The organism is Sporosarcina sp. SAFN-015 (genome assembly GCF_059415085.1).
In genome coordinates, this window is record NZ_JBPFDR010000008.1 from 47,321 (window position 1) to 60,171 (window position 12,851).

Sequence of the window (12,851 nt, forward strand, 5' to 3'; positions counted from 1 at the left end):
AGCCAAGCCAGAGGAATTTCCTCTGGCTTTTTTCATGCCTTATGAATTCTATATTCTATCGTCAAAAACGGTATCGAAAAAATCCACATCTCATGCTTCGCGGTCATCGACCCGTCCTCAGCTTCCCGCACGACAAAGTTTTCCTCCAGCGGCAGTCTAAAATACTTTCCAAACTTTGAAGTCAAGTAGATTCCAGCATCTGAAGCCGTATCGGTTCTTCTGCTCGTTAACTGCAAAGCATCCCCGATTTCATGTAGTTCCAATACCCCTGTCATCGTGGAAAAAGGGAGCGGCAATGCAATGTTCATGAACTCCTTACCAGTGGAAGCCCTATGGTGAGAATAAAGGGCGATGAATGCATAGGTATTGTCGACCTTCCTAATCCATGCACGGACAGCATGTCTGCCATCCGAATTAGGTGAAAGAGTAATAATGTCTCCTGTCATCTCCACCTCTCTACGATGAATCGGCAAGTTGATCTGCTCTGTTTTCCTGCTCATGAATGAATAAATGAATGCAAATGGCAAGAACCATCTTTTCCAATGAACAGTAGCAAAAAGTTGGTAATCAATCGTGTTTTCGTAAAAATCCATTATACGAGGAGAAACTTTGCTAACTTCATATAATTTCATATCATCTACAAGGCCTCTATACTTTCCAGATGCGCCAAGCTGTTCAACTCTTTGTTTTCCTTTTATCCGACTGACCGGGAAGTTTGGCTGCCGAAAAGTGGGTGAGGGAACGGATAACAGCCATCCGACGATGCCGAACAGTGCAAAAATGACGCAATTCAAGACGCCATGGAAACGGAGCATGAATTCTATTGTGATGGAAGTAAGGCCAAATCCATTCCCGAGTACGTAAAAGAGCGAGAACATAATCGTCAGACCGAGAGATGTAAATGAAGTGACGACAAGCCACTTCTGCGTTCGTTTTGGATAGTCAGTTCGCCAAGCAATCACAATCATTCCAGCTAACCCGACGATGTAAAGAAGTACGGAAAATAGCTCAATCCACCTTGAAAATGTAATGCCGATTGCTACAACCATTGGAGCGGCTAATAAAAGAATGCTATAAAACGAAAAGGATCGCGGCTTATGTAATCTCCCAAGAAATCCTATGAAAATAGGCAATAGGAATGCGGAGTAATGAAAATGAATGCCAGTCAGCCACGTCAGTAAAGGAGTGAAGCCCGTATCAATATCCGCCACATAAGCAAAATACCAACCGCCACCAAGTGCAATGTACATTAACCCGAGATCAATTGAAAACTCTTCGATGTTTGTAAATCCGCGGCGGAGGAACCGGGATAATCCGTATAATGCAATAATCGTAGTGAACGCAAAATAGATAAGTGCCGGAAGTGCAGCCCATTCGGGTGAAAAGATCAGGATCATAGCAACTGAAGCATATGCAGGAATCGCGACATGAAAATAGTACTTCGAAAACCAATCTCCGCGCTTCATGATAAAACGAAGAGCTACTGGCACATAGACGATTTGTGCAATTGTTAGCAGTAAAAACGGCCACGGATTTTTGCTGAAAACAGCAATGACGATGAACAGTAGAAAATGAAAAATTACGTATTTACGCATTTTGAACAAACGCCCCTTCATAGGAAAACAGATGACCGATTAGTGGATTCCGTACAATTACTGCGATGCGAAAAACGTTATTCATTTCATCGAAGCATTCCGTCACCGTTGCAAGCCCTTGAAATAGTTTAGGCAATGGCACTTCTATTTTCCCAAGAACAAGTCGTTGATTCAAAGAATGAATTGTTATCGCTCCTTCATCAGATACGTCGAAAGCCAAATCGGAATAGACGAGAGGAGGCTCACCAAGATAATCTTTTATGACAAGACGGGTTTCGTCCAAGCTCATTAGCGCATTGAAATAGCGTTTTTTCATGCCGAAGTAAAAGATGCGTTCCCAATGAATTTGACTATCACCATTAGCCCCAATCAGCGCTCTATTCTTAATTGAGAAAGGAATGTTCTTACCGCGCTCGGGGAAGAGCAGCTTCCAATTGACGCCGAGCCGAAATAGGGGATAGAGCCATTTCGGTCCTCCTTTGATTTCTATCATCGTGCCTGTTGCTTCAAATGAACGTCCACCTGCAAAATCATAACGCTGTTGCAGCATGGGATGCAGTTTATTAAAGTCATTGCCTAGAACTTTTTTATAAATGGACAACGTATTCACCTCTTTCTTTTACAGCTTTTTGCAGTCGGAGTATCATCGCTACTAAAATACCCAATGAGTGATAGGGCAAACAGCGACAAATTGAACGTCACCGGGTTGAAAGGGTGCATTGCTGCTTCAGGTACTGCAATGATTGCCGCAATCGTGAGCAAAGGAAAGACGACGAGCTGCAATGCGAATAAATGCTTTTTTCTCTTATAAACAAGCCAAAAAACCCCAAATAGCAATTCAGCGACACCTATGCCAATTAGTAATAAAGTCAGTTGTGATGGATCAAATGGAAACGTATTCGCCAGCATCCGTATTTCTTCGGGATGCTTCCCGATAATTTTAGGAATAAGCCCGTGATAGATCCAAATTAATGCAAATAGTACGGAGAGACCATATGTCGTAAAAAAACGGAAGTATTGGGAGCGGGGAGCTTCTCCTTTTTCTATCCATCTTTTCATCACATCAAAACTGAGAGCGGTTCCCCAGCCAATCATCGGCCGAAAAACGAATGCATCAAACACTTTTCCAAGCGATCCGAAATTCGCGTCATAATCATACTGCGTCAGGAATTTTGTCTTTTTTTGCTGTTGCTCGTATTTCCAATAACCTTTCCCTTCTTTGATTGGTGAGAACCATTGGTTAGTTCCGAAATGCAAGGAGGAAGACCGTGTGCCATCTCCTTTGTTAAATGTCCCCGTACTTTTTCCCCAGCCTTCGACGGTAAGAAAAGGAGTGACGCTTCGTTTGTATGTAAACATTTGTGGCTCATCACCTTTTTTCGGCAAATAAGTGATGGACGAAAAACGTAAATCCCATTGTGAATGCAAGTCCGGATTTTGAGAGGCATCCCAAACTTCTTCTATAGTTGAATCAATTTCGATTTCGACGTAAATTGGCTTTGTTTTCATAAGATTTCACCTCATTAGTAAGACGATGGGAAGGGGGGAATGTTTCGTCTCTGCTTATCGATCAAGTTCACAAGTTTAACGATTATTTCCGGCCAGTTATCGGTCATTTCCATAAAGATATCGGTCATTTCCGAGAGCTTATAGTCATTTCGGGACTAATGACTCATTAAATTCGATTGTTCCCACTAAAAAAAGGAGCCGTTAAGCTCCTTTTTTCATCCCATTATATTGTAGCCACCATCGACGTAAATTATTTCGCCGGTCACACCGCTAGAAAGATCGCTTAACATCGCAATCGACATCTTCGCGACTTCCTCATTCGTAATATTGCGTTTCAACGGAGCTTTTTCTTCGATTTGCCCCAAAATCGTGTTGAAGGAAGGAACGCCTTTCGCGGAAAGCGTACGGACAGCGCCTGCTGAAATCGCATTGACGCGTATAGCATCCTTTCCTAAATCATTTGCTAAGTAGCGGACGGACGCTTCAAGCGCAGCCTTCGCAACTCCCATCACATTATAACCGTCGAGCACTCGTTCAGCACCTAAATAGCTCATCGTAATGATCGAGCCACCTTCCGTCATATAGCGACGTGCTTCCCTAGCGGTCGCCACCAATGAATAGGAGCTGGAATCTTGTGCAAATGCATAGCCGCTTCTAGTCGTTTCCACAAAATCATTTTTCAGATCTTCAGCATGCGCAAAAGCGATTGAGTGAACAATTCCGTGGATTGTTCCAAGTGTTTCGCCAATCTGTGTGAATGCATGTTGAATGCTTTCATCTTCATTCACATCACACTGAACAATCATTTTCGGTTCAAGTCCATTGCTATCCAACGCTTTTTCGAGCTTGGCAAGTGAACGTTCTTTGCGATACGTGAAAATGACATTTGCTCCCACTTCAAATAGGGACTTCGCGACGCCCCATGCAATGCTTCGCTCGTTTGCCACACCCATTACGACAATATTCTTCCCTTTTAACTTTAATAAATCTTCCATAGTAACCTCCTCAATCGGTAGAAAACTATCACCTAATATTAGTACCTGATAATAACGATAGTATAGCATACTCTCCTCTAATTCAAAACTCCAATTCTAAAATAGGAATTAATAATTGCGGATAAATTTATAATAATACAGTTGACTTTATATTTATGCATACGTATACTAATTTTAACGATTAAAGGGGTGGGGACATGAAGGTAGGAATCATCGGTGCTTCCGGCTATGGCGGTCTTGAATTGATACGATTATTGCATAATCATCCGGAAGTCGAACAACTCGATTTATTCACATCATCCGAGGAAGGGACTTTGTTTTCCAACAAGTTTCCGCATACAAAAAATCTGTATGATCAGCCTTTATTAAAAATCGATCATGAACAGTTGACCGGCTACGATGTGTTATTTGCAAGCACACCAGCTGGAGTGACAAGTAAATTGCTGCCGCCGCTCATTGCCAGTAGTCCGAAGTTGATTGACTTGTCCGGAGATTTTCGATTGAAAGATACTGTTGAATACGAGCGATGGTATAAGAAAGCAGCTGCACCGGTCGAAGCGGTCGAGCAAAGCGCATACGGTTTGACGGAATGGAATACAGAAGAAATCAGTAAAGCACAGCTTATTGCAAATCCCGGCTGCTATCCGACTGCAGTACTCTTGTCTTTATTGCCGTTAATTAAAGAAAAGTTGATTGATGCATCATCACTAATCATTGATGCGAAAAGTGGTGTGTCAGGAGCAGGGAACACACCAGGCCCGATGACGCATTTTAGTGAGACGAATGAGAACTTCTCCATTTACAAGATTCACGAACATCAGCATATTCCTGAAATTGAACAGGGGATAGCCCAATTCGGTGCTCAGAAAATTCATGTGACGTTTACAACACATCTCATTCCGATGACGAGGGGCATCATGGCGACAAGTTATGCGCCAGTAAACTCAGGCGTCACAAAAGAGCAGCTCGTAGGTTGTTTAAAGGAATCATACGCAGGACGGCCATTTGTAAGAGTCATAAGTGAATCGAGCAAGTTTTGCACGAAGCAAGTTGCCGGTTCAAACTACTGCGATATTCACGTGAAAGTCGATCCGCGAACAAATCGGGCAACCATTGTGTCAGTCATTGATAATTTAGTGAAAGGGGCTGCCGGGCAGGCGGTTCAAAATATGAACGTCCAATTTGGTTTGGATGAAACGACAGGTTTGACGCAAGTTCCATTATTTATTTAAAGAGGAGGAATTGGTATGGCGGTAGCAGTTCAACAGATGAAACGCGTTTCAGGAAAGAATATCGCGACACCGAAAGGATTCAAAGCGGTCGGCATCCACTGCGGACTGAAGCATAAGAAACACGATTTGGCGGTATTGCTTAGTGAAGTGCCTGCAAGTGTGGCGGGTGTTTTCACGACGAACGCCATACAAGCGGCCCCTCTTGTAGTCTCGAAGGAAGTTGTGCAGCAAACCGGACAAATGCAAGCAGTCATTATCAATTCTGGCAACGCGAATGCATGCACTGGGAAGCAAGGCATGATCGATGCGCTAACGATGCAAGAGAAGACGGCAGAACAATTAGGTATCGCTGCAAACTTGGTCGGTGTGGCGTCAACAGGTGTCATCGGAGAGAAATTAAATATGGAACCTTTGCTGGCAGGGATTAAGCAGCTACAACCTACAAGCACTTTAGAAGGTTCTATCCAGTTTTCACAAGCGATTTTGACGACAGATACCGTCATGAAAAACACAGCCTATCGCATGGAAGTGGATGGCAAGGAAATTACGATTGCGGGAACAGCGAAAGGGTCCGGGATGATCGAACCGAATATGGCAACGATGCTCGGCTTCATAACGACAGATGCCAAAATCGACTCCGTTCATTTGCAGGAAGCTTTGAAGTCCGTTACAGATGTCACGTTCAATTCGATTACTGTAGATGGAGACACTTCCACGAACGATATGGTTCTTGTACTGGCTAACGGTTTGGCGGGAAATCAACCATTAACTCCAGCGCATCCAGAATGGGATTCATTCATTCAAACATTGCATGCGGTCGCTCAAGACCTTGCAAAAATGATTGCAAAGGATGGGGAAGGGGCAACGAAGCTTATCGAAGTGGAAGTCGATGGAGCTATATCGGATGCGGAAGCGAGAAAAATCGCCAAAACAGTCGTCGGCTCTCCCCTAGTTAAAACTGCAGTATTCGGCTGTGACGCGAACTGGGGAAGGGTTATTGCGGCAGTAGGCTATAGCGGAGCATCAGTCGATCCATTAGGAATTACGATTAAAATTGGTGACACGACAGTTGTAACAGATGGTGAACCGGTCAATTTCTCGGAAGAAGATTTGCTTCTTTATTTAAAACAACCGGAAGTGAAAATATTCGTCGGGTTGAATAAAGGAAGCGGCAACGGAATAGCATGGGGGTGCGATTTGACATATGATTACGTCCAAATCAATGCTTCCTACCGATCATAAGCGGATTGTCATAAAGCTTGGTGGAAGCATGCTCGAAGGGTTGCAAAGCGGATTTTATAAGAAGCTCCACGAAATGCGTAATGAAGGCTATGAAATTATCATCGTTCATGGCGGCGGGCCTTCTATCAACGATAAGTTAAAGAAAAATGCTATTGAGTCCATCATTGACAATGGCATACGGATCACTTGTGATAAGTCGATCTCTATCGTAAAAGATGTATTGATCGGCGAAGTGAATCCCTTTTTAGTTCATCAGTTGAATTGTGCAGACATTGATGCAATCGGATTGAGTGGATTCGACGGCAAGCTGCTGACATGTTCTTTGTTGGATGAAAAACGTTACGGATTTGTCGGGAATATCCAGAAAGTGAATGATAGATTGCTTGAGAAATTACTGGCATCTGGAATCGTTCCTGTCATTTCTTGTATCGGTGCGACGGAATGTGGAAAGCCGCTCAATATTAATGCAGATACGGTCGCAAGCAAGGTCGCACTTGCTATGCGTGCAAAAAGTCTTATCTTTGTAACAGACACACCGGGAATAAAGATTGGAAGTGAAATTCAAACAGCTGTCTCTCCGGCTGAAATAGCGGATTGGATTGATGTAGGGGATATATATGGCGGAATGATCCCGAAAGTGCATGCCGCAATGGATTGCCTAGATGCAGGGGTTCCTTCCGTCCAAATCGTCAATCAGCATTTGGTCGGCACGACGATTGGATTTGAGGAGGTTTTCAGTTGAGTACTTTATTCAACAATTATGCACGTCGACCGGTGCACCTCGTAAAAGGTGACGGGACGGTTGTAGAGGATGAGAATGGTAAAAAATATCTCGATTTTACGAGCGGCATAGCTGTCGTCAGTTTAGGTCATGCGCATCCTGCTATCGTCCATGCGATTCAAGCTCAAAGCGAAAAACTTTGGCATATATCGAATTTATTCGAAAGTCCGGAACAGGAAAAGCTCGCGTCGGCTCTTATGAAAGACACGCATTTCTCTCATAGTTTCTTTTGCAACAGCGGAGCTGAAGCAAATGAGGCAGCCATCAAACTTGCGAGGAAGCATACAGGCAAGACGACGATTATCACTTTTGAACAATCTTTTCACGGTCGCACTTTCGGAGCGATGGCTGCAACTGGACAGGATAAAATAAAGCAAGGTTTCGGACCGATGCTCGAAACATTCAAGACAGTTCCATTCAATGATTTTGTGATGCTGGAAGCTGCAATCGATGATGATGTGGCAGCGATAATGCTGGAAGTGATCCAAGGCGAAGGGGGCATTCACGCAGTCACGCCTGAATTTGCCTCGATCATTTCAGACATTTGCGAGTCGAAAGGAATCTTATGTATTATCGATGAAGTACAAACTGGAATCGGACGGACCGGCACTCGTTTTGCTTATGAGCAGACGGGATTGAAACCGGATATTTTGACACTTGCTAAAGGATTGGGCGGGGGCTTCCCGATCGGGGCGATGCTCGGCACATCCGCTTTGTACGATTCATTTGGGCCAGGGTCGCACGGCACAACTTTCGGCGGAAATCCTCTCGCTGTTGCTGTTGCACAAACTGTCGTAGAACATGTTTTCGAGGAAGAGTTCTTGAAGAATGTCCGTGAAAAATCTGATGTTTTGATACGGAATCTGAGTGAGATTTTGCCACCGGAACAGTATGATATCCGTGGCAAAGGAATGCTCATTGGGATTGATTGCAAAGGAGACGTCGCGCCTTTCATTCGCCAAGCGGAAGAAGCAGGATTGCTTGTCGTTCAAGCCGGTTCCAACGTAATCCGTATGCTGCCGCCATTAACTGTGACCGAAGAGGAAATCGATCAAGCGGTTGCCATATTGACAGATATTTTGCTCGTGCCAACGACTATATAGTGCAAAAACGAATCTCTCAAAACTAGGGAGATTCGTTTTTTGTAGTATCTATGTATGGAATTAAATATGGTCAATAGTCCTGAGGTGATCATAAGTAGGCTGAACTCGCGCAAAACTCTACGTCATATCTTTAGAAAGCACGCTCATTATGGTATGCTCATTGAATGGAATTTAAAGGAGGCGATTCGTTGAAGTTAGAGGCAAATCATAGATACTCAAAGAAGCTTAGCTTTCAGAAAAAAACATGGTTATTAATTATCGGCATTATTTTTATTGCATCAACCTTACGCTCACCTTTGACTTCCGTTGGACCGATTATCGGCCCAATACGTGAAAGTTTAGGAATTTCAAATGTGCTGGCGGGCTTCTTGACGACAATCCCGCTGTTGGCGTTCGCTTTTATATCTCCGTTTGTACCGAAACTATCAAAACGATTTGGCATGGAGTTGACTCTTTTCACCGCTCTTTGTCTGCTGACAGTTGGGATTGTAATCCGCTCGGCAGGTTCAATTCTTTTTTTAGTAGTCGGGACCTTCCTGATCGGTGTCGCAATCGCGTTCGGCAATGTTTTATTACCCGCTTTATTAAAATTAAGTTTTCCATTACATATTGGTTTAATGACAGGGATCTATTCGGTCGCTATGAATATTTCAGCGACGACCGCCTCGGGAATTAGCGCACCAATTGTCATAAAAACTAATTTTGGTTGGCAAGGCGCATTAGGTGTTTGGGCTGCCTTGTCAATGTTGGCAGTCATACTATGGTTGCCGCAGCTGAAAAACAAACTACTCGTGCAACCAAGAATTGAAAAAACGTCAGCGGAGAAGCCTCCTTTCTTATGGCGTTCTCCGCTTGCTTGGGCAGTTACGTTTTTCATGGGTGTCCAGTCGCTGTTGTTTTATTGTACATCGGCATGGCTGCCCGAAATACTCGTTTCTAATGGAATAACAGTCGAGAAAGCAGGATGGATGCTTTCCCTTTTACAAGTCGCACAATTGCCGATGACATTCATCATTCCAATAGTAGCAGGAAGAATGAAAGATCAGCGGATGCTCGTCATCGGCACTTCGGTATTATACTTGATTGGATACGGCGGTGTTTACGTCGGAGAACTTTCGTTAGTTCCTTTATGGATGATTTGTATTGGTATTGCAGGCGGGGCATCGTTCGGGTTGGCGATGATGTTTTTCACATTGCGGACAGAAACGCATATAGAAGCCGCAGAGTTATCGGGCATGGCACAATCATCGGGCTACTTGCTAGCAGCCACGGGTCCGGTGCTATTTGGACTTCTTCACGACGTAACCTCTTCTTGGAATATTCCGATGCTCATTCTACTTATTGGTTCACTGTTTTTCTTTATATGTGGAATGAAGGCCGGGAGAAATGAAAAAGTGACCCTGCAAAAATTAATGTAACTTTTACCAATGTTGTCCGTCTGATTCATTGAATACTCGAATTGAGGAGAGAGAGAACATGAAAAAAATTGGAGCAGTGGCATTAACCGCATTATTGGCAGGAAGCGCATGGGCACCTTTTGCAGTCCAGGCGAATGAGGAAGTGATTCAGATGGAAAGTGAAGAAGTGAAAGATTCTACGGATTTCGTGAGAGCGACTGGAGTTATTACCAACATCGAAAACACAGATAATGATGTAATGGTAACTGTCGAAAATGAAGAAGGGCTTATCACGATTTTTCGAATCCAAGACAAGACGCTTCTATTCAATAGCGCTACTACAGAAGAAATTCAACCGGCCGACTTGAAAAAGAACTTGAAAGTAGAAGCATACTACGATAAAAACAAGCCGATGATCTTGATTTATCCAGCACAAATTACACCGGAACTTTTCTTCGTAATGGATGAACAAAAACCGGGCAGCGTTAAAGTCGGTAAATTCGATGATGACTTCCTCAGCTTGGACAAGGAATTGAAGCTGAATATTGGAGAAGAAACGACGCTTTTGAATCAGCAAGGCGAAAAGATTGGAATGGCTGATCTAAAAGACAAAGAATTAGTCGTATTTTACTCGATCACAACGAAAAGTTTACCGCCACAAACGCCTCCGACTAAAATCATTGCCCTTGATCCATTGACTGAAGAAGGAACAGGTGAAGAAGTGGAGGAAACTCCAGAAACATCTGAAATGCCGGCATCTGTTTTAGAAATAATCGAAAACGACCATTACATGAAGGATGGCGTGAAAATGATTCCATTACGCAAAGTTGCGGAAGAGCTCGGCTATTTCGTTCTATCGCAGCCGAAAACGAATGGAGCGCTACTAACAAAAGGAAATGTATCTTTTACAATTACTCGTGGAGAGAAAATGTACGGTTACAATAAGAGCCTACAACAATTCTCGGTTGCACCCGAGCTGATTGGCGGCAATAAAACATATGTATCAGAAGATATACTTGAAGTGCTGAATAATCTGCAATGATAGTGAAAAAACCCGAAACCTGCTTGCAATAAGCGGTGTTTCGGGCTTTTTATATGATGATAAACAAGGCAACCAATAATTGTACACACTTCTCTAACTAGCAGCTCATACAATGGAGTATGACGACCAAGTCACGCACCCTCAAAAGGAAGTGGTTGAATTGTATAGAAAGAATAATAATGACAAGATCAATTCATCGTATACTCTAAACGACCTGTTAAAAGGGAAAGATTTGGAGATCATTGCAGCATCACTTCTAGTTTTGGGCAAGCTAAAAGTAGATTCTGTCATACTTTACCGTAATAGTCCGACAATTACGGTGAATTTACTCGGAGCATTCCAGGAAGAGTCGAAGAATGGTAATAAAATGGCTGATTTCTTAAATGAAAATGGGGATATTACAATCGATGAAATTTTTGAAGGGATTCAAAGTCGTATGAATAAAGGACAGGGGAGATAAGGATGGTACGTCGTTACTTGAGCAATAGCACGATAGGAAACACGACAGAAAACTCGACGGGCAACACGGCGGACAACACGACAGGTTTTTCGGGAAGTTCATTCATTAACGTAGTCATTCTAATTGTTTTATTGCTGTTAGTCATCTTTGGTTCTACTGATATTAGCAAACTCACCGGTGCACCTTAAAGGTAAAGCAACTAGTATCATCAGAATTTTTTTGCATGGTACCTATGATACTAGTTGTATGAGTAAGAGGGACAAGATAGTGCTTCCTTAGAACGATAAAAGTTAAAAGAGCCGCCTACTCATTCTTATAGAGTAGGCAGCTCTTTATTCTTATGACAATCGCTCTTTAAAGTCCTCATAGCCGAATTCCTTAATTACTTTCGGACCGTCCGCTACAGTATTCAACACGATTGCAGGCAATTCCATTCCGTTGAACGTATTGTTTTTCACCATCGAATAATGAGCCATATCACAGAAGACTAGCTTATCGCCAGCCGTTAGTGGCTTATCGAATGAGTAATCGCCGATGACATCACCCGCTAGGCATGTCGGCCCACCAAATCGATACGTTATTGCTTTCTCGTTAGGCAACCCTGCACCGACGATTTCAGGACGGTACGGCATTTCCAAAACGTCAGGCATATGGCAAGAAGCTGAGGTGTCTAAAACGGCAATCGGCATGCCGTTATGCATCGTATCAAGCACAGTTGATACGAGGAATCCTGTGTTCAGCGCAATCGCTTCACCTGGCTCCAAATACACTTCCAAACCATACTTTTCCTTCATGAACATAATGGACTCGATTAGTGTTTCGATATCATAATCGGGCCGTGTAATATGATGTCCGCCGCCAAAATTGATCCACTTCATATCTTTCAAATACTTGCCGAACTTTTCATCGACAACTTTAATTGTCCTAGCAAGCGTGTCGGAGTTCTGTTCGCACATTGTATGGAAATGTAAGCCGCTGATGCCTTCCAATTCGTCCGGTTCGAAGTTCTCAAGTGTTACGCCGAATCGTGAAAAAGTAAAGCACGGGTTATACATATCGACTTCAATCTCAGAGTACTCAGGATTGATCCGAATACCGCATTCAATATGTTTCGGGTAGTTTTTCACTCTATCCCTAAAACGTCTCCATTGATCGAACGTGTTGAAAACAAGATGATCGGAATAAGAGAGGATTTCTTCAAAGTCTGCTTCTGAATAAGCAGGAGAGTACGTATGCACTTCTTTCCCCATCTCTTCATATCCTAATTTCGCTTCCAATAGACCGCTTGATGTTACCCCATTCAAATATTGTCCGATGAGCGGATAGACAGAGAACATTGAAAAACCTTTTTGGGCTAAAAGAATTTTACAGCCTGTCCGGTCTATAACCGATTTCAGCAATTCTAAGTTTTTGATCAACAGCCCTTCGTCAACTACATAAGAAGGGGAGGGGACTGCATGTGGATCGAAATTCAATTTCATTTGTTGCGTGCCTC

13 protein-coding genes are annotated in these 12,851 nt (G+C 43.2%); 8 read left to right on the plus strand and 5 right to left on the minus strand.

What is annotated here, in order from left to right; genetic code table 11:
- Positions 1-32: 32 nt before the first annotated feature.
- The 4 genes from ACR65H_RS14075 to fabI form a co-directional block, all read right to left on the minus strand.
- Entirely contained in the window at positions 33-1,595 is a 1,563-nt protein-coding gene (locus ACR65H_RS14075; RefSeq protein ID WP_440501059.1) for a YndJ family protein, read from the minus strand.
- A complete protein-coding gene (locus tag ACR65H_RS14080; RefSeq protein WP_440501061.1) occupies positions 1,588-2,196 on the minus strand; it encodes a DUF4166 domain-containing protein in 609 nt (202 codons plus the stop codon). The genes ACR65H_RS14075 and ACR65H_RS14080 overlap by 8 nt, the downstream gene beginning before the upstream one ends.
- A 5-nt stretch (positions 2,197-2,201) precedes the next feature.
- Entirely contained in the window at positions 2,202-3,104 is a 903-nt protein-coding gene (locus ACR65H_RS14085; protein ID WP_440501062.1) for a DoxX-like family protein, read from the minus strand.
- A gap of 215 nt (positions 3,105-3,319) precedes the next feature.
- On the minus strand, positions 3,320-4,099 hold the full coding sequence (gene fabI, locus ACR65H_RS14090; protein ID WP_440501063.1) for an enoyl-ACP reductase FabI: 780 nt from the start codon (positions 4,097-4,099) through the stop codon (positions 3,320-3,322).
- A 197-nt stretch (positions 4,100-4,296) separates the two neighbouring features.
- Here fabI and argC point away from each other — a divergent pair, with 197 nt between their 5' ends.
- The 8 genes from argC (at position 4,297) to ACR65H_RS14130 (ending at position 11,544) form a co-directional block, all read left to right on the plus strand.
- Positions 4,297-5,331, plus strand: coding sequence for an N-acetyl-gamma-glutamyl-phosphate reductase (argC, locus tag ACR65H_RS14095; RefSeq protein WP_440501065.1), 1,035 nt, complete (start codon positions 4,297-4,299; stop codon positions 5,329-5,331).
- Between the two features lie 15 nt (positions 5,332-5,346).
- On the plus strand, positions 5,347-6,573 hold the full coding sequence (argJ, locus tag ACR65H_RS14100; RefSeq protein ID WP_440501067.1) for a bifunctional ornithine acetyltransferase/N-acetylglutamate synthase: 1,227 nt from the start codon (positions 5,347-5,349) through the stop codon (positions 6,571-6,573).
- Positions 6,536-7,315, plus strand: coding sequence for an acetylglutamate kinase (gene argB / locus ACR65H_RS14105; protein ID WP_440501068.1), 780 nt, complete (start codon positions 6,536-6,538; stop codon positions 7,313-7,315). The genes argJ and argB overlap by 38 nt, the downstream gene beginning before the upstream one ends.
- Entirely contained in the window at positions 7,312-8,457 is a 1,146-nt protein-coding gene (argD, locus tag ACR65H_RS14110) for an acetylornithine transaminase (protein WP_440501069.1), read from the plus strand. The genes argB and argD overlap by 4 nt, the downstream gene beginning before the upstream one ends.
- A 188-nt stretch (positions 8,458-8,645) precedes the next feature.
- A complete protein-coding gene (locus ACR65H_RS14115) occupies positions 8,646-9,875 on the plus strand; it encodes a CynX/NimT family MFS transporter (RefSeq protein WP_440501070.1) in 1,230 nt (409 codons plus the stop codon).
- A 58-nt stretch (positions 9,876-9,933) separates the two neighbouring features.
- Complete coding sequence (locus ACR65H_RS14120; protein ID WP_440501072.1) at positions 9,934-10,896, plus strand: stalk domain-containing protein; 963 nt, start codon at positions 9,934-9,936, stop codon at positions 10,894-10,896.
- A 160-nt stretch (positions 10,897-11,056) separates the two neighbouring features.
- Positions 11,057-11,356, plus strand: a complete 300-nt coding sequence (locus ACR65H_RS14125; protein WP_440501074.1) for a hypothetical protein — start codon at positions 11,057-11,059, stop codon at positions 11,354-11,356.
- 2 nt (positions 11,357-11,358) lie between these two features.
- Entirely contained in the window at positions 11,359-11,544 is a 186-nt protein-coding gene (locus tag ACR65H_RS14130) for a hypothetical protein (protein WP_440501075.1), read from the plus strand.
- A gap of 150 nt (positions 11,545-11,694) precedes the next feature.
- Here ACR65H_RS14130 and nspC read toward each other — a convergent pair whose 3' ends face one another.
- Positions 11,695-12,837 (minus strand): carboxynorspermidine decarboxylase, encoded by a 1,143-nt coding sequence (gene nspC, locus ACR65H_RS14135; protein WP_440501077.1) that lies wholly within the window; start codon positions 12,835-12,837, stop codon positions 11,695-11,697.
- Between the last annotated feature and the right edge of the window lie 14 nt (positions 12,838-12,851).